This is a genomic window from Shewanella psychrotolerans, from assembly GCF_019457595.1.
Taxonomy (GTDB): domain Bacteria; phylum Pseudomonadota; class Gammaproteobacteria; order Enterobacterales; family Shewanellaceae; genus Shewanella; species Shewanella psychrotolerans.
The window spans coordinates 3,127,599-3,151,508 of sequence record NZ_CP080419.1; the positions used below are offsets into that span (position 1 = coordinate 3,127,599).

The 23,910-nt window shown below is 43.7% G+C and carries 18 protein-coding genes; 4 read left to right on the top strand and 14 right to left on the bottom strand.

Annotated elements, in window-relative coordinates; genetic code table 11:
• The first annotated feature begins 83 nt into the window (after positions 1-83).
• On the top strand, positions 84-800 hold the full coding sequence (locus K0I62_RS13850; RefSeq protein WP_220068674.1) for an RluA family pseudouridine synthase: 717 nt from the start codon (positions 84-86) through the stop codon (positions 798-800).
• A gap of 15 nt (positions 801-815) precedes the next feature.
• Here the strand turns inward: K0I62_RS13850 and radA are convergent, their stop codons facing one another.
• Complete coding sequence (gene radA / locus K0I62_RS13855) at positions 816-2,189, bottom strand: DNA repair protein RadA (protein ID WP_220068675.1); 1,374 nt, start codon at positions 2,187-2,189, stop codon at positions 816-818.
• Between the two features lie 443 nt (positions 2,190-2,632).
• Between radA and K0I62_RS13860 the strand changes: the two genes are divergently transcribed.
• Positions 2,633-5,011, top strand: coding sequence for a PilZ domain-containing protein (locus K0I62_RS13860; protein WP_220068676.1), 2,379 nt, complete (start codon positions 2,633-2,635; stop codon positions 5,009-5,011).
• A 33-nt stretch (positions 5,012-5,044) separates the two neighbouring features.
• Here K0I62_RS13860 and K0I62_RS13865 read toward each other — a convergent pair whose 3' ends face one another.
• The gene (locus K0I62_RS13865) at positions 5,045-5,968 is read right to left on the bottom strand and encodes an alpha/beta fold hydrolase (protein ID WP_220068677.1); all 924 of its coding nucleotides are present in this window, start codon (positions 5,966-5,968) and stop codon (positions 5,045-5,047) included.
• 256 nt (positions 5,969-6,224) lie between these two features.
• Positions 6,225-7,208 (bottom strand): phosphoserine phosphatase SerB, encoded by a 984-nt coding sequence (gene serB, locus K0I62_RS13870; RefSeq protein WP_220068678.1) that lies wholly within the window; start codon positions 7,206-7,208, stop codon positions 6,225-6,227.
• 42 nt (positions 7,209-7,250) lie between these two features.
• Here serB and K0I62_RS13875 point away from each other — a divergent pair, with 42 nt between their 5' ends.
• Positions 7,251-7,970: a YtjB family periplasmic protein gene (locus K0I62_RS13875; RefSeq protein WP_258405004.1), complete on the top strand. Its 720-nt coding sequence runs from the start codon at positions 7,251-7,253 to the stop codon at positions 7,968-7,970.
• Positions 7,971-8,042: 72 nt separating this feature from the next.
• Here the strand turns inward: K0I62_RS13875 and deoD are convergent, their stop codons facing one another.
• From deoD to pnp, 11 genes are all read right to left on the bottom strand, one after another.
• A complete protein-coding gene (gene deoD / locus K0I62_RS13880; protein ID WP_220063481.1) occupies positions 8,043-8,753 on the bottom strand; it encodes a purine-nucleoside phosphorylase in 711 nt (236 codons plus the stop codon).
• Between the two features lie 118 nt (positions 8,754-8,871).
• Positions 8,872-10,089: a phosphopentomutase gene (locus K0I62_RS13885; RefSeq protein ID WP_220068679.1), complete on the bottom strand. Its 1,218-nt coding sequence runs from the start codon at positions 10,087-10,089 to the stop codon at positions 8,872-8,874.
• Positions 10,090-10,099: 10 nt separating this feature from the next.
• Entirely contained in the window at positions 10,100-11,431 is a 1,332-nt protein-coding gene (gene deoA / locus K0I62_RS13890) for a thymidine phosphorylase (RefSeq protein WP_220068680.1), read from the bottom strand.
• Between the two features lie 156 nt (positions 11,432-11,587).
• Complete coding sequence (gene deoC, locus K0I62_RS13895; RefSeq protein WP_220068681.1) at positions 11,588-12,361, bottom strand: deoxyribose-phosphate aldolase; 774 nt, start codon at positions 12,359-12,361, stop codon at positions 11,588-11,590.
• Between the two features lie 448 nt (positions 12,362-12,809).
• Positions 12,810-13,652, bottom strand: a complete 843-nt coding sequence (locus K0I62_RS13900; RefSeq protein ID WP_220068682.1) for a nucleoside-specific channel-forming Tsx family protein — start codon at positions 13,650-13,652, stop codon at positions 12,810-12,812.
• A gap of 343 nt (positions 13,653-13,995) precedes the next feature.
• Positions 13,996-15,255, bottom strand: a complete 1,260-nt coding sequence (locus K0I62_RS13905) for a NupC/NupG family nucleoside CNT transporter (RefSeq protein WP_220068683.1) — start codon at positions 15,253-15,255, stop codon at positions 13,996-13,998.
• A 178-nt stretch (positions 15,256-15,433) separates the two neighbouring features.
• Positions 15,434-16,231 carry a TatD family hydrolase gene (locus tag K0I62_RS13910; RefSeq protein ID WP_258405005.1) on the bottom strand — a complete coding sequence of 266 codons (798 nt, stop codon included), beginning with the start codon at positions 16,229-16,231 and terminating at the stop codon, positions 15,434-15,436.
• Positions 16,221-16,385 carry a DUF5363 family protein gene (locus K0I62_RS19385; protein WP_491573760.1) on the bottom strand — a complete coding sequence of 55 codons (165 nt, stop codon included), beginning with the start codon at positions 16,383-16,385 and terminating at the stop codon, positions 16,221-16,223. Before K0I62_RS19385 ends, K0I62_RS13910 begins: the two co-directional genes overlap by 11 nt.
• Before the next feature lie 102 nt (positions 16,386-16,487).
• Complete coding sequence (gene prfC, locus K0I62_RS13915) at positions 16,488-18,068, bottom strand: peptide chain release factor 3 (protein WP_220068684.1); 1,581 nt, start codon at positions 18,066-18,068, stop codon at positions 16,488-16,490.
• Between the two features lie 180 nt (positions 18,069-18,248).
• Positions 18,249-19,139 carry a lipoprotein NlpI gene (nlpI, locus tag K0I62_RS13920; protein WP_220068685.1) on the bottom strand — a complete coding sequence of 297 codons (891 nt, stop codon included), beginning with the start codon at positions 19,137-19,139 and terminating at the stop codon, positions 18,249-18,251.
• A gap of 128 nt (positions 19,140-19,267) precedes the next feature.
• A complete protein-coding gene (gene pnp, locus K0I62_RS13925) occupies positions 19,268-21,370 on the bottom strand; it encodes a polyribonucleotide nucleotidyltransferase (RefSeq protein ID WP_220068686.1) in 2,103 nt (700 codons plus the stop codon).
• A 204-nt stretch (positions 21,371-21,574) separates the two neighbouring features.
• On the opposite strand from pnp, the gene K0I62_RS13930 reads away from it, so the two are divergent.
• Positions 21,575-23,611 carry a putative bifunctional diguanylate cyclase/phosphodiesterase gene (locus tag K0I62_RS13930; protein WP_220068687.1) on the top strand — a complete coding sequence of 679 codons (2,037 nt, stop codon included), beginning with the start codon at positions 21,575-21,577 and terminating at the stop codon, positions 23,609-23,611.
• Positions 23,612-23,910: the final 299 nt, after the last annotated feature.

Below are 23,910 nucleotides of genomic sequence, written 5' to 3' on the forward strand. Positions count from 1 at the left end.
AAAAAGGGGGAAGTTCCCCCTTTTTTGATCAGCAATTACCACTCGTTTTTTATCAGCCTAATATCGCCAATAGGGAACCCTAAATGTCTCCCCCGAGTCCAGCAGATCACGTTATTCTTGATCACTTTATCGCCCCCCAATGTAATGATGTCGTGAAGATCCTTTATCAAGACGAAGAGATACTATTAATTAGTAAGCCTAGTGGACTGCTGAGTCTGTCAGGCAAAAATCCGCTTAATAGGGATTCGGTACACTACCGTTTGGTGCATGGTCAAGCAGGCTTTACTCCTGCCTTCCCTGATGCAAAATTACCACATCGATTAGATTTTGGTACATCAGGCATTATGGTGGTAGGGCTAAACGCAGGATCGGCACAACATCTCAATAAGCAATTTCAAGTTCGCACTGTCCAGAAACGTTACATCGCAATGTTAGATGGCTGGTTTGCCGACGATAAAGGACAAATAACAGCACCAATAGCCAAAGATAAAAAGCTGTTTCCACTGGTAAAGATTTGCCATATCACAGGCAAAGCCGCCATCAGTGAATATGAGGTATTAAATAGATTAGAAAAGCCACGCCGGAGTATTGTGCAATATACTCCTCATACCGGCCGTACACACCAGTTACGGATCCATAGCCTGACCATAGGCCACCCCATTATTGGCTGCGATCTCTATAAAAACCATCAGAGCCAGCAGATGGCAGATCGCTTACAGTTACACGCAAGCGACCTCTATTTTGAGCACCCTACTCGTGGCGAACGCTTTCATGGGCATTGTCCTAGCCCTTTTTATTAAGCGAAGCAGTTTTAACTAACTGATTAATTCCAGCAGTTCATGAATCGTCTTGATAGGGTTGATCTTCGCCCCAAGCCCCTCCATCGATTTATGATAGTTACGATAGGGTATAAAAATCTCAGTAAAGCCGTGCTGCACCGCCTCTTTCACCCGCGGTACGCCACTATCAATGGGACGCACATCACCGTTTAAACTCAATTCGCCCATGATGCAAGTGGTTCTTGGGACAACGAAATCATTTAAACTGCTGAGCAAGGCGGTGACTAAAGCCAAATCGATACAGGTCTCGGACTCATCAATCTTCAGACCACCAACTAAATTAAAATAGGTGTCATGGAAAATCTTGGTACGTGTGTGTTTACGTAAAATACCAGTGAGCATCTTGATTCGATTCATATTCAATCCCACACAAACCCGCTGTGGAAACTCACCCTCGGTCTCAGTGGTTAGACACTGGATCTCTAGCAGTAAGTTACGATTGCCCTTTCGAATGCAGGTGATCGCGGCGCCCGGTGAGTCGGTCGTCGAACCAGAGAGAAAGATCTCACTGGGATTATCGACACTGATCATCCCTCTCTCCGTCATCTTAAAAATACCGACGGTATCGACATCCCCAAAACGGTTTTTATTAGCGCGTAGTGTACGAACTTGACCATCGTTACACTCTAAATGAGTTAAACAATCGACAATATGGATAAGTGTCTGCGGCCCAGCAGTTTCATTGTTCTTATTCACATGAGCCACGAGAAACATAGTGACATTATTTTGCTTACAATACTGAGTCAACGCCTGAGCACTGCTCTTGACTTGTGATGGCGAGCCAGGACTACCATTAGCGAGCTCGGTGACAACCGCCTGAATAGAATCAATCACCGCAAATTTGACTTGCTTAGCTTCTAGTTCTGCGATGATAGCCTCGACACTGGTCTCGGCCATAAGATACAAATTGTCCTCATTGCAATCTAACTTAAGTCGGTTAACTCGATTCTTAAACTGTGACAGCGACTCTTCGGCAGTACAATAAAGCGATGGCATAACCTGCGACATACGCGCCACCAGATCAGACAAAATGGTCGTTTTACCGGCACCTGGATCACCAGAAATAATATTCACTGAACCCGTGGTCAGCCCGCCACACAACACCCGATCTAGCTCCCCGATCCCGGTCAGCATCTTCTTGGCTTCAAACTCCTCAACTTCGCTGAGTTTTTTTGAGCCGCCACCTACAGAACCAGCATAACCCGCCACCGAAGCACTACTCGATTTCACCGATCCTAAACGGACTTCGGTAATAGTATTCCACTCGTTACAGGCACTGCATTGCCCTTGCCAGCGCGGAAAATCTTGACCGCACTCATTACATACATACGCTGTTTTATTCTTCGCCATATTCGATTCTAATTCTATTAACCTTTACCGTCTGTTTCTGCAGCCGCTGATATATATCGGCACCTAACAGCGCCAGTATGATGCCATCATTCTACATGAGTATCGTTAAACACTGTAACAATGCTAAACAAGTACTAGAAAGACACAAAAGTCGAATCTAGATTGTTATAACACTCACCTGGGGCACATATCTTAACATCGGTTTCAATTAACCATCTGAAGCGAAAGTGGATCCAGAAGTCAGTAATATTGAACCATTCATCATAAATCGGTCGCACTGAGCCCCCATAATGACTTAAACTGCTGCATCAATAAAATGGTCAACGCTTACTTGAAAAATTAATTTTTATCATTAATAAACATGAAGCTATCAAGTTTTGTCATCGCTAGCCGACACAAAATAAGTGACCTTAAAAATAATCATCCGACAAAAGAAATTGCCAATGAGTTTAGAGCAACACAACGCCTTGATAGAGCAGCTAAAACCTTTGCTTATGGAAGAGAACTTCCAAGAGTTGTTTGAAAATTTGACCTCAGAAGAGTCAAACTCTACGCGTTTCTTGCTAAAAATGGAGCTTAATCGACTATCGTCCCTATGTACCAGAGTCATTGATTTAAGAGATAAGTCAGAGCTCCCCTGTGAGACGGTTAAAAGTGGCTCTCAAACCCACTTTCTCGATGCACCCGCCAAAAATAGTTTTATCCAAGCGTTAGCACTGTATCAAGGACAGTATACCTTAGGCGTCTATGAGCAAGTGATGGAAACCCATAAGCTCAGACGTCAAAAAGCTCGGGATTCTGACAGCGATAGCGATATGGCGCTAACACCTTTTATTGCTGAGGGAGCAATATTGGGTAGCTATTTTAATCGCAGCGAAGAGCGGATGAACTACTCAATTCGCATTAGTGCGCTGCAACCCGGTTCGAGTGAGATTGGGGGGATAACTGTCGACCTCTCTGTCGGCGGGGCTCGAATTCGTTTACCTGCAAGCCATGGACTTAATATCGAACAACCACTACGAATTAAGTTGCTTGATCTAAGTAAAGAGTACTATTTCGAAGACTTACAGCAAGGGGTCGATTATCAAGTCGTCGATGTCGAAGGCAACCATGAATACAGCTGGATGCGCCTAAAACGTCTCGGAGGTAGTGATGCCCTAGCCGAAATGCTCGGAAATTTAATTCAGGGTTATAAGTTCCGCTACAAGGTCGATATCAATGACATTTTAGTTGCCGCGACAGGATTGGGATTCGAGCGTCACTATTTACCCCACTTGCCCCATCTGCCACTCTATGTCGAGCATATAGAGGAGCAATATAAGATCACCCACAAATTACTCAGCCGAGATAATCAAAAACTGCAGCATTTCTTTAGTGATGAAAAAGAGATCAATCAGTTACCGGGCATGTTAACCCCTAACCGTCTAAAAGCATTAATCGATGAACCTGATAATATTGAACACGCGCTTTTTTTCTGTTTTACCTTCCAGACACAAGGCAACATCTTTTTCTATTCGGCGACCTTAGCGGAACTGCTAGCGACTGATCTATTAGGGCTTTTTATCCGCTTTGGGTCAAGTAAATCCACCTGGAGTATTTTTAAGCTCACCAGCCATGAAATTGACCATCCCACGTCCTATAAATCCAGCATACTCCCGGGTGATAGTAGCTATTACTCACCACTAACCGAAGTGCAGCTCAAACGCTTTAGCCATGTATTACAACTTATCGATTTAACCAATAATGATATGTTAAGCCAATATGGTCAGTGGGATGCCAAAGGGCATCAAGCCAATGAATTAAAGCAATTTGGGCAAAAGAAATTAACATCGAATCAAATAAAGCTGTTGTCACTGCAATTTACTGAAAGGCGAAACGAAGCGAGATTCTCTTTCAAAACGTTAGTGACTGTGACCCAAGGAAAAGAGAGTCATCAAGGCTTTACCCTAGATATATCTGGTAAAGGGCTGCAAGTCACCTTAGATGGTCCCGCAACATTCGATGCGACCGCACCGTTATATTTAAGTTTTCCTAAGTTGCAGCACCTGGCCGGAAAAGCCAAGCTTTCTCAACTGCCTTACCGATTGATACGGACACGAAAAAATGGCATCACTATACATTTAGCAGCAATGGTCGGCCACTCAGCCCATATAGGTGTAGCCTTCTTGAACCGACTCATCGAAGCCAACCGTGACAAATTACAAAAACTCACCGAAGCCAATAGTGATATGAAAGAACTGTCCGATGGCTTGAAAAACCTGTTGATGAGAGAACTTGCTTCTGTGCCCTATTTCATTGAGAAAACGAGTAAATCAGCCAAGCTAGGTGTATTAGGGGTAAGTAAACATTCTAACGAGATCACCGATCTTTTCGCTGCAACCACCCAGCAATCGCTGCAATATGATCTCAGCACTCTGCTTGATGATGGCCATCTCAAACGTGATTTTATCGATCCGATCAGGCAGATGAAACCACAACATGGCATGGAATTTTTCGAAGTCTATGTTCAGGTATCACGCCAATCTCAAGGGCGGATAAAAATGAAATGTATTGCGCCAAAAGAGATCGGGGATGAACAGGCGCAAATTCACTTTATTCGCCAAAGCCAAAATTTAGGTAAGTTTATGGCGCTGCGTATCTATCGGGGCGCAACAAGCAAGCCTGATATGAGCTATATCAAGCGTGAACTCGAATATATCAAGGTACATGCGCCCCACAAGGCAAAACAATTAGAGCTGAAGATGTGGCGTATTATCGGTGTGGGTGAACTATTAGATGTTACCCCTGAGGTAATGCTACGCTACCCAAGCCTCTATAATTAAGAAATCATCTTGACGACATTACCTGACAGAAGATTACTTTCCCATAAAATCGTTATACCAAGCTAATACCGAAGGGAGATGATCGGATACGGCATCCTTATGGATCAGCATATCGGCGTGGCCATAGTCATGCTTATTGCCATTTGCTTTTGACAATAGCGTGTATTTTACATCGCGAATGTGGCATTCGGCGATCATACGCTGCACGTCGCTTGGGTTACCCAGTACTTTGTCACCAAGACCCGCAATGAACCAAGATTTGGGCCATCCAGCGCCTTCGGCGAGTTTAGTCGCGGCTTTGGCATAATCAAAGTTATCATCATGGTCAACCCAATCCCCTCGAACCCAATCGATACTTTGAGAGAGTGATACCCGGCTTTCGTTATCCATCCCCATGCGCCATCTGTCTGCAGCTAAGTAACCATGACCCATAGCGATGGCGGGGGCGAGTCGATTCCAAGCGAGATCAACCATGAGCCACTTCTTAAACGATCTCACCTTAATCGCTCGTTTAGATCCAAAAGTCAGCAGTGATGCCACACTCGTTTGGAAGAGATCGAACCGAGCGATAGCACTCGCCATAAGCACTCCGCCCCATGAATGAGCGCACCAATGCACTTTACCGACGCCTTGATGAATCGACAAAATATAGTGCTGTACTAAAGGCAGCTGCTCGCAGATCACCTCGCCCTGACCATGACTGGCTCCCGCTGATAACTTAGGGGTACTCAGACCTCGACCTAAGGTATCGAGTACATACACTACATAACCTGCTTCAGCCAGATAACACCCTAAGCCTTTCCCCTTGTCACTATAAAACACACGACCATTAGACATGGCGCCATGGAGCATCAAGATTGGCGGCCTGTGCATATCGGCATCACTACGTTTTATTTGCCGCAGATGAAGTTGACCCTGACGGTAGGGAATATAGAGAGATTGCTGAATGATGTTCAAAATAGGATCAAAATAAAACAAATTTCGATTAAGTTACTGACAATAATAGAATAAAACAAGTCAGCTGACAGATAAAAAACAGAAGTAAACAGGCGTTTTAAAATAGCCTTTATAGATCAGCAGGTAACGAGATAATTAAAACAACACTTAATATAACAATATGATACTTGGCAATAAATTATTCATTCATTGCCAAGGAGAAAACAGCAAGCGGCTATAACAGCAAGCGACTATATAGGCTTGACTCATTATTGAATCAACTGCGATCGATTAGCATATAAGGCAATACTCGTAGATCTAGCTTATCGATCGCCGCATCCGCTGCGGCGCGCAGTTTAGGTTTAGCATGATAAGCAATACCAAAATCAGCACTCTTTACCATTGGGATATCATTCGCACCATCCCCAATGGCGAGACGCTGTCCTGAAGCGATGTGCCACAATTTGGCCGCATTTTCAACGGTATCGGCTTTAAATTGGGCATCGACTACAGTGCCACACACCTCACCTTTTAGTTTGCCAGCTTCAATCACCAACTCATTGGCATAGGCGGCATCGAGTGACAACATCTGCTTTAAATGGCCAACGAAAGGGGTAAACCCGCCTGAGGCGAGCACTAAACGCCATTGATGAGATTGCAGTTCCTGGATCATCTCAATCAACCCTGGCATTAGTGGAAGTCGCGCACATAAATCATCGATAATCTTAACATCGGCACCCGCCAGCTTAGCGACTCGCGCCCGAAGACTTTGCTCAAAATCAAGCTCACCTTGCATCGCTCGCTCGGTCACCTCAGCCACCTCAGCACCAACTCCAGCCATGACCGCAAGCTCATCGATACACTCAATTTGAATCGCTGTAGAATCCATATCCATCACAAGTAAGCCAACTTGGTCTAAACGAGGTGGGTTGTTGCCCATCACAATAAGTTCCAAACCAGCAATAGCTTCAAACTGATCCAGTTCAGCTTCACTAAGTGCGTTGCTAAGCGCAAGCTCGATACAGTATAAACCCGATTTACGTTCGATCTGAGCCACACTCACCAGCGAAGTCAGTGTCATTATCGCCGCGGCTAATTGAGTTTCTGCGTCGATACACTCATATACAATACGCACTCTCACCTGTTCTAGTAATGCATTAGCCTCGAGGTGACGCACAAAAGTGTTACCTTGATATTCGAACGCGTCGGAACTCTCATCATATATCCATGAAAACAGTGAAACTTGGCGCTGACTTTCCATTAGTGTTACATCTCCGGCTATCGGGTTTGTCGATAATCAATTATGATTAATAAAACCCTTATCATGTTCAGGTACAAAGTGTTTTTTCTTAAAGGACTCAAAAAATCCCATAGGCTTTCACGCTTGATCCAGATAGGCATCGCACTGGCGCTTATGGTGGGTCTGTTCCAGTTATGGGAAACAAGCCTACTACAAGGTCAGCAGCTTCTAAAGTCCCAAACGCAAAAGATGGCACGATTACTTGTGCAACAAACAGCCTATGGCGCAGCCCCAGCACTGCAATTACAAAATGATGAACAACTGCAATGGCTTACAACCGCCTTGGTTTTAGATCCTAAAGTGATGTCTGCAACCATCTTTAGTGAGCAGGGACAACGACTTTCATTCGCCCAAAGTGTGACCCAAGATGAGCTAGATCCAGATTCTGATGAGATGAAAGAGTTACTGTCGACATACCCTCCTTATGTCGAAGCCGTATTACAAGATGATAGGAATTTGGGCTATATCGAGGTGAGACTACAACCTGAACTTTTCTTTAATGAGATTAAAGAAGCCCATCAGCTTAATATGGAGCAACAGCAGATGATGCTTATCATTGCAGGCCTAATTGGGATGTTGCTTTCGCGCGCGCTATCTTTCAAACGTGCCGACTTTGACCGCAGAAAAACAAAAACGAAACTCGGGAAAAAGCTTGCCGCAGCGCTTTCGGTAACTGACGCTACAATCGAATCGAACGAGGATAAAGATAAGCCGTCTCGATAGGAGATGGCGGTGTATAGAAAACAAAAACGGGCCGATTGGCCCGTTTTTTTTAATGCTCACTAATGCGAAAAATTACAGAGTAATTGCCGCGTCTAGTGTCATTTCGATCATGTCATTAAAGGTGGTTTGACGCTCATCAGAAGAGGTCTTTTCGCCAGTACGGATATGATCAGATACAGTAACAACACAAAGTGCTTTAGCACCGAATTCAGCTGCTACACCATAAAGACCAGCGGCTTCCATCTCGACACCAAGTACATTCATCTTTTCCATCACGTCAAACATTTCTGGATCTGGCGTGTAGAAAAGGTCTGCAGAGAATACGTTACCTACGCGGTATTTAGTCCCTCTCGCATCAGCGGCTTTAACCACAGCGCTAAGCAAGCTGTAATCAGCAATAGCAGCGAAGTCTTGGCCTTTGAAACGTAGACGGTTAACTTGAGAATCAGTACATGCACCCATACCGATGATCACGTCACGCACTTTAACGTCAGTGCTGATCGCGCCACAGGTACCAACACGAATAAGATTCTTAACACCGTAATCTTTAATAAGCTCAGTAGCGTAGATTGAACAAGATGGGATGCCCATTCCTGACCCCATAACTGAAATACGTACACCTTTGTAAGTACCAGTAAAGCCAAGCATGTTACGCACGTCAGTCACTTGCTCAACGTTCTCAAGGAAAGTCTCAGCAATGTACTTAGCACGTAGTGGATCGCCAGGAAATAACACTGTATCGCCGAATGCACCGTCTACTGCATTAATATGTGGTGTAGCCATCTATATAACCCCTATAATTTTAGACTTAAGTCTTTCTAGTACTGGCGGCCATCATCTTAACCGCCAAATCAAAAATTCTCTGTACCCAAATGATCTTGCGACCATCTCTAATAGCCATTTATGCGACAAATGACTCGCCATATTCCATCGGCTCAAGTTTGAAGTAGGTCGCAATGCTTTGGCCTATATCGGCAAAACTATTACGACAACCGAGTGACCCCGGCACTAAGCCTGCACCATATGCAAGCACAGGTACGCGCTCACGCGTATGGTCGGTGCCTTTCCATGTTGGATCGCAACCGTGATCGGCGGTTAATAGCAACAGATCATCTTCGTTTAACAGCGCTAGCATCTCTGGTAAACGGCTGTCGAAATACTCGAGCGCACGAGCGTAACCGGCGATGTCACGACGATGGCCATAATGAGAGTCAAAATCAACGAAGTTAGTGAATACGATAGTACGATCACCCGCTTGCTTAACCTGCTCTAAAGTGGCATCAAATAACGCTTCTAACCCTGTTGCTTTGACTTTCTTAGTGATACCGCAATGGGCATAAATGTCGGCAATCTTACCCACACTCACCACTTCACCACCGGCACTTTTTAACTTATCTAATACCGTTGGCGCTGGCGGCTCAACCGCGTAATCACGGCGATTACCGGTACGCGCAAAATCACTAGGACCTGTGCCGACAAAAGGTCGCGCAATAACACGGCCGATATTATACGGCTCAAGCTCTTCACGGGCGATAATACAAAGCTCGTAAAGCTTCTCTAGGCCGAACGATTCTTCGTGACAGGCAATCTGGAATACCGAATCGGCTGATGTATAGAAAATAGGTTTTCCAGAGCGCATATGCTCTTCGCCAAGCTCTTCTAAAATAGCCGTACCCGATGCATGACAATTACCAAGGTAATCCGTTAAACCTGCACGCGCTAGGATCTTATCAGTAAGCTCTTTTGGGAAAGAGTTAGTCAGATCGCTGAAATAACCCCACTCATAAAGTACAGGTACACCTGCCATTTCCCAGTGACCACTTGGGGTGTCTTTACCAGAGCTAAGTTCATCGGCATAACCATAGGCACCGATAACCTCAACATCATTAGCAAAGCCAGGAGCAAAAGCACCAGTGCTCTCTTTAGCGGCCAAGGCCAAACCAAGCTTAGCAAGATTAGGCAACTTTAACGGACCTTCACGGCCATCGTTTGCTTTGCCTTCTGCACATGCCTTAGCAATATGCCCAAAAGTATCTGAACCAACATCGCCAAAGGCTTCTGCATCTTTAGCCGCACCGACACCGAACGAATCGAGCATCATAATTACTGTTCTTTTCATCTTTACTCTCCTAGAGATCTTCTTGACGAATGTAGCGATAGATCTCTGGTGTTTTCTCTGGCGCACTATCGCCAATGTGAATTGCTTTCTTCACGGCTGCAGCCGCTTCTTCGAATGCACTTTCCGATTGCGCATGGATCATGGCTATCGGTTTATCCGCAACTATCTCATCGCCTAAAGCGCACACTTGGGTGAGACCTACGCTATAGTCCAATGCATCACCCGGTTTGCGACGACCGCCGCCTAAAGTCACGACGGCTAAGCCAAGCTCTCGGGTATCCATAGACGATGCAAAACCAGTTCTATCGGCATAAACAGGACGGATGATCTGGGACTGAGGTAGATACTTACTGTAGTTTTCGATAAAGTCTGCTGGTCCGCCAAGACCTGAGATCATACGGCCAAAGATATCAGCAGCTTTGCCGTTATCCAGCACTTGATTAAGCTTAGCGCGAGCTTCCGCTTCGTTTGCCGCAAGACCACCAAGTAGGAGCATTTCAGCACATAAGCCCATGGTCACTTCATAAAGACGTGGATTACGATACTGACCCGTTAAGAAATCTATCGCCTCTTTCACCTCAACCGCATTACCAGCACACGAAGCTAACACCTGATTCATGTCTGTCAACAGAGCAGTTGTACGCGTACCAGCACCATTTGCAACGGCTGTAATACTGCGGGCTAATTCTTCTGATGCTTCATAGGTTGGCATGAATGCGCCACTACCAACTTTAACATCCATAGCAAGTGCATCTAAACCCGCTGCGAGCTTTTTAGAAAGTATTGACGCTGTAATAAGGGAGATTGATTCAACGGTTGCGGTGTTATCACGAATAGAATAGAAACGTTTATCGGCAGGAACGAGATCGCCAGTCTGACCGATAATTGCAACGCCCGCTTCCTTAACCACTTTACGGAAAAGTGCGCTATCGGGCTCAGTTTGATAACCAGGAATGGCATCAAACTTGTCTAAGGTGCCACCAGTATGACCTAAGCCACGGCCAGAGATCATAGGAACATAACCACCACATGCCGCAGCCATGGGGCCAAGCATTAAGCTTATTACATCACCAACACCACCAGTACTGTGCTTGTCGATAATAGGGCCATCTAAGTCGAGATTTTTCCAATTAAGCACAGTGCCAGAATCACGCATTGAAGTGGTTAATGCGATACGTTCATCCATATTCATGTCATTAAAGTAAACAGCCATACCGAGTGCAGCAATTTGCCCTTCAGATACGCTGTTATCAGTGATCCCTTTAACGAAGAACTGAATTTCTTTAGTGGTTAATGCTTCGCCATTGCGCTTTTTACGAATTATCTCTTGTGCTAGAAACATAGTACTGCCTCCAAATTTGTCACAAAATTTCGTTTTTAGTGACAAATTCTTTTATAAGACGTCAAAACCGTAATAAAACTACATTTAATATAAACGAGTTTTGACGTCTTCAAATAGATTTAGATCACGCTTAACTAAATAAAGCCGACGCTATTTTTAGTAACCTTGAGGACCTTTTGGCGCATCACCTAACTCTAATGTATGAAGTAGGTTAACTAATAGGCTTGAAGCGCCGAAACGGAAAGTGCTAGGCGTCGCCCAATCGTCACCCAAAAGACGAGCCGCAAGACCTAAAAACTCTTCAGCTGCAGCGGCGTCACGTACGCCACCCGCAGGCTTAAAGCCAACTTTAGGGTTCTTTTCACTGATCACAGTCATCATAATTTCAGCCGCTTCTAGCGTGGCATTGACTTCCACTTTACCTGTAGAGGTCTTAATAAAATCAGCACCTGCATCGATTGATAATTCAGACGCTTTACGAATAAGTGCAGGGTCTTGAAGCACACCAGATTCGATAATAACTTTCAAAAGAACGTCTTCGCCACAAGCTTCTTTACACGCTTTAACTAGCTCAAAACCTACCGTTTCATTACCCGCCATCAAAGCGCGATATGGAAATACCACATCAACTTCATCGGCACCATAAGCAACAGCCGCACGCGTCTCAAGCACAGCAATCGCAATGTCATCATTACCATGGGGGAAGTTAGTTACTGTGGCTATTTTAATCTCTTCACAACCCATCTCATTTAGCGTTTTGCGCGCAATAGGAATAAAGCGTGGATAAATACAGATTGCAGCAGTATTACCCGCAGGAGTTTTCGCTTTATGACATAACTCAATCACTTTCTGATCGGTATCGTCGTCATTCAAGGTAGTAAGATCCATCAATTCAATGGCTTTTTGTGCTGCTTTTTTTAAATCACTCATATTAGCTCTCCGAAACGTAAATTATTAATTCAGGAATAAAAAAATTGACGTATGACAGCACCTAGAGTTGGCATCTTTTGATTATTTTTATGGCCGGGCCTTCAGGCGTTGCCGTAAATTTGTTTTATCAGTAAGACATAACAAATTTACTAATTCAGGTATTCAATGCCTTGGTATTAGCCAAAGCGATCCTGACACAAGGGTCACGACTTGAATCCTTGAAGACCGGGAAGGGGGAACGAGTAATTATACTTTGTAGAGCAGTGTTCCAGCCTTTCCGCGAAAAATCCTTTTTAGCGCGTAAAACTACTAACCTTTATATAAACAAATTCTATTAATATAGTCCATGCTTAGATAAAGATTAACCACCAAACTATCAAATAAACATTTAAGTTGATGGTTAATTGGAGCCGTATGATCACAGCTCCAATACATACTTATTCTACTCTTAGAACTTGTAAGTTGCAGAGAAGTAGTGTGACCAACCAGTAGACTCTAGACCAACAATACCTCCTTTATCTTCAAGTAGATATACATCTTTGAAGCCTTTTAGACCATAGCCAAGAGCGTAACGATCTGAGTGCCAGTATAGACCGAAGAATACGTTACCACCGCTAGAGGTCATAGGAACGAATTCATTACCTAACTCGTCATCAGCACCAAACTGCCAATCAACATATCCTTGGAAAGATAGGAAACTATTGTTGTCGAAGAAATAGAAAGGTTTGAACCAGTTAGCTGAGAACTGATAACCATTCCACTGCTTACGGTTTAGATCATAGTGAGCATATAAGTTCATGCCCGTTTTACCTAACCATGGCACGTTTACGTCAGCACCAACACCCCAGAAAGAAGTATTTACGCCATCACCGTTTAAGCCATCCCAGTTAAATAGTGTCGAAAAGTAAATTTCTTGGATAGGACCAAAAGATAAGTCTTTACCAGTTAGCGCATCGATAGAAACACGTGGAGCAAACTTCATGAACAGCTTACTAGTACCAGAACCTGGATTTTTATCACCGTTGCTAGTGTCTTGGTTGCCTAGGTTAAATACATCAACATAACCATAAAGATCGAATACACCAGAACGACCGCCAAATTCCATCTCTAGGTAGTTATGCTGATCACCTGATGCTGGGTTATCAGGCTTCTCGCCTACAGAATACATAGCATTGAACTGCATCCATTTGTAGTCGCTACCGTGTAGGTCTGAACGATCTGCAGCTAATGCATTGCCAGACATTGCAGCTACGGCTGTAGCGGCTAAAGCTAAAGTTTTAACGTTTTTCATCATCAACCCCATTATTTTATGGTTTTACTGCTCTTTATGAGTCAGCATTTTTTCTTTGTTGGCGCCGCATTTTACTCAAATTGAATTAAATCACAACACAATTAATGTAAAAATGCGAACACTATATTTTAACAATAAAACAAACTTATAATTTGGCACACTATCAGGAGCTAGCTCCCAAGTCTGGCCTTAGTTTATTTACACAAAACAACTCTATTAACCTAGTAAGAGTAGCTCAGCTTAATAATAATTTTTTGAAAAATGGTTAGGTTAACTTTGACTCTCCTCTGCTGAGCAGAGCCAAAGTTCAGGGGGATCCCCCCCCCAAGAAATGACCTGAGACTTATAACGCCAGGAATAGACCTGCTAGCGTTGCACTCATCAAGTTAGCTAGAGAACCGGCGATAACAGCACGGATACCAAGCTTAGCTAGGTCGTGACGACGAGAAGGAGCCATCGCACCTAAACCACCAAGTAGAATAGCGATAGAAGATAGGTTAGCGAATCCACATAGTGCGAATGAGATGATAGCTTTAGTTCTATCAGACATTACCGCATTAGTCGCTTCAACTAAGATCCCGCCATCAGCCACATCTTTTAGATATGGAGCAAAGTTAAGGTAAGCAACAAATTCATTGACAACAATCTTTTGACCGATGAAAGAACCTGCAACAAGCGCTTCATTCCAAGGTACACCGATAAGGAACGCTAGCGGCATGAAGATGTAGCCAAGAATCAGCTCAAGAGTGATGCCTTCGGCACCGAAGATACCAGTTACACCACCAATAATACCGTTGATCATCGCGATTAAACCGACGAATGCGATCAACATTGCACCAACGTTTAATGCTAAGTGCATACCAGATGAAGCACCTGCAGCTGCAGCGTCTAATACGTTAGATGGCTTATCAGGATCATCAGGAAGGTCATTCATCTCGTTCACAGGTGTATCTGTTTCAGGATGCATTAGCTTCGCCATCAATAGACCACCGGGTGCCGCCATAAATGACGCTGCCACTAGGTACTCAATTGGTACACCCATCTGCGCATAACCAGCAAGAACTGAACCCGCGATAGACGCTAGGCCACCCACCATAATGGCAAACAGTTCAGACTGAGTCATAGTCGCGATAAACGGACGAACCACAAGTGGAGCTTCAGTTTGACCAACGAAGATGTTAGCTGTTGCTGACATAGACTCTGTGCGGCTAGTACCTAGTGCTTTTTGTAGACCACCACCGATGATACGGATGACCCACTGCATGATGCCTAGGTAATAAAGCACAGCAATTAGAGAAGAGAAGAAAACGATAACGGGTAATACGTTAACCGCGAAGATGAAACCTACTTTAAATTGGGCTAAATCGCCAAACACAAAGTTAATACCATCTTGAGCATAACTGATCACGCTTGATACGCCGTCAGAAACGCCCTTTAAAATGTCCTTACCCACTGGTACGTATAAAACGAAACCAGCAAAGAACGCTTGAATTGCTAACGCACCGAACACGGTACGTACGTTAATAGCTTTTTTGTTATTAGAGAACAAGAACGCTATTGCAAGTAAGGTGACCACCCCTACTAAACTCATTAAAATATCCATTAACCATCACCCTATTGTTAATACTTTTTAATTATGTTGTTAACCAACCTTTTTTCACCGTCAGATTATACTAGACGAAATGGTTAAAATCGTCGTTTTGATCAAGTTTTTGAAGTTTTATTTCAAGGTGTTAGAAAGATAAGTTGATGCGATTAACATCTGTTTTTTCAAAAATAAACTAGAGGTCAAAGAGTTGCAGGGTATTTTGAAACACTTGTTCTGATACTAGAACGCAAGATTTTTTTTGTAAATTAGCGATTTTCTCAATTAGCAACTGCAAAATTAAGCTGGATCCGTTGATTTCGTCAGTGATCTCTCGTTTTTTTACCTTAGAAATAAGTGCTAAATCGGTCTCTATGACAAAAGATGTCAATGGTAAGTTGACAATCGTTTCTGGTAATTTCTTAGCATTTGGATCAAGTAATAAATCACCAATACCTAATTTCATCCCCATATCGAGATATCTTTTGGCCAACTGCATACCACCGTAAAAGCCATGGATCACGCCGCCCTTTTCTAACGGATAACGCTTAAGTAATTCGAGTACCTCATTGTGTGCTTTAACACTATGAATAATGATGGGCAGCTGATAACGCTGAGCTAAAGCGAGATGAGCTTCAAAACAAGAGATCTGCCACTGCCAATTATCACGATGAAATCCATCTAGCCCACACTCACCAATAGCCACTAAAGATGGCTCGTCCCTTCCAGCAACTAGATATTGTTCAAGTAGAGAAACATCGGCTTGCCAATTTTGATTGCAGTACCAAGGATGAATACCTAAGGCGTAATGACATTGGTATCGCTTAGCTATCTCAATTAGCTTGCCCCAACGCTCGACAGACACTCCCGGAATGACCAGGTGTTCTAAGCCTTGCAGCCTCATCAGCCCAACAAGTTGCTCACGCTGTAGGTCAAACTCATCAAAATCGAGATGGATATGGCTATCGATCACCTTTAGCGCATCACTGTGCATTATCTTTGGTCTCGTTTTCTGTCGACCTAGCTTGTTTTTGCCCCCGCTGTAATGGCGGATCAGATAGATTAGGGACGCAGCATCGTTTGTTATCTTCGGTCAACCCCATTTTGTCACACCAAGCGATATAAGCTCGCCAGCACCGTTTAATCATTCTTACTGTTCTGTAGCCACATTTAATCTCACTCTAGCAAAATAGGAGAATTTGGGGCACAAAAAAAGCAGACGAATCTGCTTTTTAATATAGCTTTAACGCTTAGTTCTCTCGCGTTTTGGCAAACTCTATATCGGGATAACGTTCCATCGACAGGTTTAAGTTAACCATAGTCGGCGCAACATAAGTAAGGTTATCGCCACCATCTAGTGCAAGGTTGTTACTGCACTTACGCTTAAATTCATCGAGTTTTTTATGATCATCACAATAAACCCAACGCGCTGTCGCCACGCTGATAGCCTCATAGATAGCTTCAACTTTATATTCGCTCTTTAGGCGTTGCACAACAACTTCAAACTGCAGCACCCCAACGGCGCCAACAATCAAATCATTGGAATCAAGCGGCCTAAAGACCTGCACAGCCCCCTCTTCCGAAAGCTGGACAAGGCCCTTTAGCAATTGCTTCTGCTTAAGCGGATCTTTTAGTCGAATACGACGAAACATCTCTGGTGCAAAGTTAGGAATACCTGTGAAGCGGAATTTCTCACCTTGGGTAAAAGTATCACCGATACGAATCGTACCGTGATTATGTAAACCGATAATATCACCAGGATAAGCCGCTTCGGCACGGTTACGATCGCCAGCCATAAAGGTTAACGCATCGCTGACGTTGACATCTTTACCTATACGTACATGATGCATTTTCATGCCCTGTTCATAACGACCCGAACAGATCCGCATAAAGGCGACGCGGTCACGATGCTTAGGATCCATATTAGCTTGGATCTTAAACACAAAACCACTGAACTTTTCCTCTTCAGGTTCAATCGATCTCAGCTCTGTTTCGCGAGCTTGTGGTCTAGGCGCCCACTCAACGATACCATCGAGAATATGATCGACACCAAAGTTACCCAGTGCAGTACCAAAAAATACAGGAGTAAGCTCACCTTTGAGGAAAGCATCTAGATCAAATTCATTTGATGCACCGAGCACTAACTCCATTTCATCACGTATCTCTTGGGCGTAACTGCCTATTGCTGCGTCTAACTCTGGATTATCTAACCCTTTGATTACACGAGAGTCTTGAATTGTATGACCCATACCACTTTGATACAGAATCACTTCATCACGCAGCAGATGATAGACACCTTTAAACTCTTTCCCCGCACCAATAGGCCAAGTGATCGGTGCACAGGCGATGTTAAGCACGTCTTCGACTTCATCCATCAACTCGATTGGATCACGAATATCGCGGTCGAGTTTGTTCATAAAGGTGACAATAGGCGTATCACGCAAACGAGTCACTTCCATAAGCTTAATGGTGCGTTGCTCAACACCTTTGGCCGAGTCGATAACCATCAAGCAAGAATCGACTGCAGTCAAAGTACGATAAGTATCCTCGGAGAAATCTTCGTGGCCAGGAGTGTCGAGCAGATTGACTAGCGCATCATGATAAGGAAACTGCATCACGGAGGTAGTGATCGAAATACCACGATCTTTCTCCATCTCCATCCAGTCTGATTTAGCGTGTTGACCCGACTTTTTGCCCTTAACTGTACCAGCCTTTTGTAGCGCGTTTCCGAACAACAATACTTTTTCAGTGATGGTAGTTTTACCCGCATCGGGGTGCGAGATGATGGCGAAAGTACGACGCTTGTCGACTTCAACTTTATAGCCTGACATGGTTACCTGCGAATGATGGAGTGCTAAAAGCCGGCAATTATAGCGCCTAGCTGTTGTGATGGCTAGTCTGTTAGCCGTCAACAGCGCCCTAATCAAGTACAGGATTTTTTTTGGGAATGACCGCCTATGCAGAAAAAAGCCTCCATAAGAGCGGAGGCTAGGTTTACAAGGAATCAATAATTACTCTTGTTCTAATACTTGATTCATTCTTGCAAGTTCGACACGGGCATATCTGTGTTCAACAAAATCATAGATATTAGTCGCGAGAGCGAGCCTGAAATAATTTGCCGCATCACGATACTCCCCCTTATTCTGAGCGACTTTCGCAAGATAAAAATAGGCTTCACAAAGACGCTCGGCATATTCATTAGGGTGGCTAAGTCCTTGCTTGGCGATACTAAAAACCTGCTCCTTACTCACTTTACCCAGATAATAATCCACTAACGTCGTCGCCCAAGCATTGTCGGCTAACTTTGCTCTACGTTCAGCAAGGTGCGTTTTAGCAAGCTCTGCATCGCCTTTAGCTTCGATGATATAAAGCCACAAGACACGATAACCATCTTGTTCATCTCCCTGATAAAAGCTTTGCATATCAGCGGTAGCTAAGTCATTACGTTCACCATAATAAAGCGCGATACCACGATTTAAATAGGCATAATCGTAATCAGGCGACAATTCAAGTACGGCATCGAAAGCCTCATAAGCACTTTCGAATTCACCCTCTTGGGTATAGTAGATACCGATAAAATTATAGGCGTCAGCCAAATTAGGTTGCAGCTTTAATGACTGATGAAAATCGATACGACTGAGAATACGTAGGCCGACACTATCGTAAATCACACCGCGATCATAATGAAACCGTGCACGTTGATCAGGCGTCAGTTCGGCAGAGGTCAAAATATCGTTAAGTCTCGCTAAAGTGACTTCTAACTTATAATCCGGCATAACCGGTGCGACCATAAGCTTGCCCTGCTCAGCACTGGCGTCTGATTGAGTTGATACACATCCTGTTAGCAACATACTAAGACCAGCCATAACCGCTACTGTGGCTGAGCGCAATTTATAAGTCATCCATTTAACCTTTTAACTTAAGCAATAGCCTCAATCATAGCAATCTCAAATACTAACGGCTATCAGCATTTAAAAAAATCCAATAAAAAAGGAGACCTATTGGTCTCCTTTAGTCAAACAACTAGCAATTACTCGCTAGCAACTTCTTCTTTAGGCTGAGCTTCTTTCATCGAAAGACGTACACGACCTTGGCGATCAACTTCCATCACCTTAACTTTAACTTCTTGACCCACTTCTAGGTAGTCAGAAACATTTGCTACACGCTCTTCAGCGATTTGTGAAATGTGTACTAGACCATCTTTACCCGGAAGAATGGTAACGAATGCACCGAAGTCAACGATGCGAACCACTTTACCGTTGTATACAGTACCCACTTCGACTTCAGCGGTGATCTCTTGAATACGACGAATCGCTTCTTGAGTCGCTTCACCATTTGAAGAAGCAATTTTCACTGTACCATCGTCATCAAGTTCGATAGTCGTACCAGTCTCTTCAGTCAATGCACGAATCGTTGCGCCGCCTTTACCAATCACATCACGGATCTTTTCAGGATTGATCTTGATGGTGGTAATACGAGGAGCGTGATCTGAGATCTCTTCACGGTGACCTGAAATCGCTTGGTCCATTACATTTAGGATATGAACACGAGCGCCATAGGCTTGCTGAAGTGCAATCTGCATGATCTCTTGAGTGATACCTTCGATCTTGATATCCATCTGCAGTGCAGTAATACCGTCACGAGTACCAGCAACTTTAAAGTCCATGTCACCTAAGTGATCTTCATCGCCTAGAATGTCAGAAAGTACGACGAAATCGTCACCTTCTTTAACTAGACCCATAGCAATACCAGCCACAGAAGTCTTGATTGGTACACCGGCATCCATAAGGGCTAGTGAAGTACCACAAACTGAAGCCATCGAGCTTGAACCATTTGATTCTGTGATTTCAGATACAACACGAACGCTGTATGGGAACTCTTCAGCCGTTGGCATAACAGCTTTAATGCCACGCCAAGCTAGCTTACCGTGACCAATTTCACGACGCTTTGGCGAACCAACCATACCGGTTTCACCAACAGAGTATGGAGGGAAATTATAGTGAAGCATAAAGCGATTAGTGTATTCGCCCATGATGCTATCAATCTTTTGTGCATCACGCTCAGTACCAAGGGTACAAGTGACTAACGCCTGAGTTTCACCGCGTGTAAACAGCGCGCTACCGTGAGTACGTGGCAATACACCCGCCATGACGTTTAGCGCACGGATCATATCTGGTTCGCGGCCATCGATACGTGGGTTACCCGCAATGATACGACCACGAACAACTTTCTTCTCTAAGCTACCAAGTAACTTGTCAACTTCACGCAGATCGACATCTGGATTTTCTTCAACCAACTTAGCCGTCACGTCTTCCTTAATAGCAATAACTGCATCACGGCGTTCATGTTTTGCCGTAATTTGATATGCATTAGTTAAACTAACTTCAGCCAAATCTTTAATTTTAGCAACTAAGTCTTCATCTACGATAGCTGGTTTCCAATCCCATACTGGCTTGTTAACTTCGGCACGTAGCTCTTTAATTGCTTCAACAACAACCAGTTGTTGCTGGTGACCATAAACTACGGCACCCAACATAACTTCTTCAGGAAGCGCATTCGCTTCAGACTCAACCATAAGTACTGCGTTTTCAGTACCTGCTACTGACAATTCAAGTTCGCTGTCAACTAACTGAGAAACGGTTGGGTTTAGGATGTATTCGCCATTCACATAGCCGACGCATGCCGAACCGAGTGGACCATTAAATGGAATACCTGAAATAGATAGCGCAGCTGAAGTACCTATCATAGAGATAACTTCTGGGCTAATTTCAGGATCAACAGAAACAACAGTAATAATAACCTGAACTTCGTTTTTGAAACCATTTGGAAATAGTGGACGAATTGGACGGTCAATCAGACGTGCAGTTAATGTTTCACCTTCTGATGGGCGGCCTTCGCGCTTGAAGAATCCACCAGGGATTTTACCAGCAGCATATGTTTTTTCTTGGTAATTAACGGTTAATGGAAAAAAGTCACGACCTGGCTCTTCAGCTTTCTTTCCGACAACAGTAACTAAAACTGTTGTATCACCCATACTTGCTAAAACAGCAGCGTCAGCTTGACGTGCAATAACCCCAGTCTCTAGCGTGACTGTATGTTGACCATATTCAAAACTTTTTACGATTGGATTCACGTGAACCATTCCTTAATTTAATAACCTTATTTTCGCGGGTAAGTATACTTCAAGTCTAATCAATAGATAAAGAGTACATGTAGATGACAAAGCTTAATCTTTTCTCTAAAGTAGGTATATAAGGCAACTTTCGTCAACAATCGCTGCTTTTTCTATGGTAATAGAATGTGAAAGGTCACCAATCAGATTCAAAGGAGTGGCAAAATGAGCGTTAGATTCAAATCATTGACATGGAAACAAACGACGTTAGTCGTGTTTTCAGCGCTTTTTTTTGCTATTGCCATTTTTATCGTCGAAATTGCCTTAGTCGGTATCTCAGCACGCCAACAACTTACCGAATCTCAAATAGAACTATTAGATTCGATCGAACAACCAGCAGCAAATGCAGTTTGGGCGCTTGATGATAACTTAGCAACTCAAACCTTAGAAGGGGTTTTAAAGGTCGAGCATGTTGGTGAGGCATTAATTGAACTCGACGATGGCAGCATGTTCGTGTCAATGAATAACCCCGCTACCGATAACGCATTCGTACGAAAGCTAAGTCAAAAACTCTTCGGCGATCTGAAACAAATTTCTCGCACGTTATACCGGCCATCATTTTTCGAAGGAACCGATAAACAACAGGTTATCGGTACATTAACCATATCTTACAACACTCAAGAACTCACCAACTCACTATTTTATCGACTTAGTTTTAGTTTTCTAGCAACCCTAGCACGAGCCCTGTTGGTCACGTTAGTCTTATCGGTGTTATTCCACCGTTTTTTGACCAAACCTATTGCAGAGATCAGTGAAGCCATTGATAAAATTGATCCGGAACTTCCAGATGATAATCTACTGCCAATGTCTCCAGCACATCAAGATGACGAGCTGGGCTTGGTGACATCAAAATTTAATCAAATCTTAATCCAATTTGGTCAAACCCAAACCAAATTACGCCGCATGGCAACCCGAGACCCATTAACGGGATTGCCTAATAGAACACTACTATTGGAAACCATAGCAGTATCAATCCAAAGAGCGCGCGTACATAAGCACCAATTCACTATGTTATTTATTGACTTAGATCGGTTTAAAAACGTTAACGATTCACTGGGTCATGCGCTAGGCGATCAATTCTTGGCGAGGATTGCACGAATCCTAGAACGCGTAGTGGGTGACCGAGGAACCGTTGCTCGTCTCGGTGGTGATGAGTTTGTCATTTTAGCCGACGAGGCTCGCACTCCTGACCAAGCCGCCGATTTTGTTGACAAATTATTGATGCAACTGAACGTTCCGCTACAGTTAAATGAACATGCTATTCATCCCGCAGCATCAGTGGGTATCTCTATCTACCCTGACGACGGATTAACCGCGGAAGATCTTATACGCCATGCTGACATCGCAATGTATAGCGCAAAAGCATCTGGTTCAAATCAATGGGCATTTTTCAAACAGCAGATGACCGAACGTGCAGCGGTGCGATTACGTACCGAAGCATCGTTGCATGATGCGCTAAAAAATAACGAGTTTCTTCTGCACTTTCAGCCTAAATTCAACATTAAGACTGGTGAAGTAATCGCTTGTGAAGCCCTTATTCGCTGGAAAAAAGATGGCCGTCTAATTAGTCCAATGTCATTTATCCCTGTCGCCGAAGAAACAGGGATTATTGTTCCACTCGGTCGCTGGGTGATAGAAGAAGCCTGTAAGACACTTAAACACTGGAAGAAACGCTACAACTATACGGTTCCGATAGCGGTTAATGTGGCCTCACAGCAGTTTGCCGATCCAAGTCTAGTGCCTGATATCAAACAGTTGTCACTTAAATATCAAATTGAACCTCAATTACTCGAAGTCGAGATCACTGAAACTTCGTTAATGAATGATATCGAGCTAGCAATCAGCAAGCTGGAACAATTAAAATCAGCAGGATTTGGCATTGCTGTAGATGATTTTGGAACGGGGTATTCATCACTTTCATACCTAAGACATCTGCCAATAACAACCATGAAAATTGACCGCTGCTTTGTAACCGATCTCCCACACGAAAGTGCGATCGCTTCAACAATCTTAATGTTAGGCAAACAGCTAAACTTGCATATTGTTGCAGAAGGCATAGAAAATGAGCAGCAGTTAGATTGGTTAAAAGAGATGGATTGTCAGATAGGACAAGGTTTCTATTTCAGTCAGCCGTTGCCACTGGATGAATTTGAAAGTAAATATATTATTCCCAAAACGGCAACGATCAGTCAGCTACAATAATTCGTTAGCGATAAATAGTACCCATCAATATAAGAAAGTGATCGACTGAGCGTGTTTTTTGGCGACTCATTCAAGGCGAATGGATAATGGGTAATGGGTAATCGAATAGTTGTTCCCTTGTGATGCCACTCAACACAGAATCAGGAAGGTAAAAACATGCCTAACAGGCGAATTGGCCTTTTTCGACTTAGCCTTTTCGACTTGGCCTGCCACTAACAATAAAAAAGCGAGAGAATAGTCTTTTGGAATTCTCTCAGTGATTGACTTCATCACTCTCTCCAAATTTAAGTTGAAAAGCG

Excerpts from the sequence above, each read along its gene's own strand:
- K0I62_RS13875 (WP_258405004.1), top strand. The coding sequence starts at position 7,251 with ATGATTAATAAAACCCTTATCATGTTCAGGTACAAAGTGTTTTTTCTT.
- K0I62_RS13885 (WP_220068679.1), bottom strand. The coding sequence starts at position 10,089 with ATGAAAAGAACAGTAATTATGATGCTCGATTCGTTCGGTGTCGGTGCG.
- nlpI (WP_220068685.1), bottom strand. The coding sequence starts at position 19,139 with ATGACTTATAAATTGCGCTCAGCCACAGTAGCGGTTATGGCTGGTCTT.
- deoA (WP_220068680.1), bottom strand. The coding sequence starts at position 11,431 with ATGTTTCTAGCACAAGAGATAATTCGTAAAAAGCGCAATGGCGAAGCA.
- deoD (WP_220063481.1), bottom strand. The coding sequence starts at position 8,753 with ATGGCTACACCACATATTAATGCAGTAGACGGTGCATTCGGCGATACA.
- serB (WP_220068678.1), bottom strand. The coding sequence starts at position 7,208 with ATGGAAAGTCAGCGCCAAGTTTCACTGTTTTCATGGATATATGATGAG.
- K0I62_RS13850 (WP_220068674.1), top strand. The coding sequence starts at position 84 with ATGTCTCCCCCGAGTCCAGCAGATCACGTTATTCTTGATCACTTTATC.
- radA (WP_220068675.1), bottom strand. The coding sequence starts at position 2,189 with ATGGCGAAGAATAAAACAGCGTATGTATGTAATGAGTGCGGTCAAGAT.
- K0I62_RS19385 (WP_491573760.1), bottom strand. The coding sequence starts at position 16,385 with ATGATTAAACGGTGCTGGCGAGCTTATATCGCTTGGTGTGACAAAATG.
- K0I62_RS13860 (WP_220068676.1), top strand. The coding sequence starts at position 2,633 with ATGAGTTTAGAGCAACACAACGCCTTGATAGAGCAGCTAAAACCTTTG.
- deoC (WP_220068681.1), bottom strand. The coding sequence starts at position 12,361 with ATGAGTGATTTAAAAAAAGCAGCACAAAAAGCCATTGAATTGATGGAT.
- K0I62_RS13930 (WP_220068687.1), top strand. The coding sequence starts at position 21,575 with ATGAGCGTTAGATTCAAATCATTGACATGGAAACAAACGACGTTAGTC.
- K0I62_RS13910 (WP_258405005.1), bottom strand. The coding sequence starts at position 16,231 with ATGCACAGTGATGCGCTAAAGGTGATCGATAGCCATATCCATCTCGAT.
- K0I62_RS13900 (WP_220068682.1), bottom strand. The coding sequence starts at position 13,652 with ATGAAAAACGTTAAAACTTTAGCTTTAGCCGCTACAGCCGTAGCTGCA.
- K0I62_RS13905 (WP_220068683.1), bottom strand. The coding sequence starts at position 15,255 with ATGGATATTTTAATGAGTTTAGTAGGGGTGGTCACCTTACTTGCAATA.
- prfC (WP_220068684.1), bottom strand. The coding sequence starts at position 18,068 with ATGTCAGGCTATAAAGTTGAAGTCGACAAGCGTCGTACTTTCGCCATC.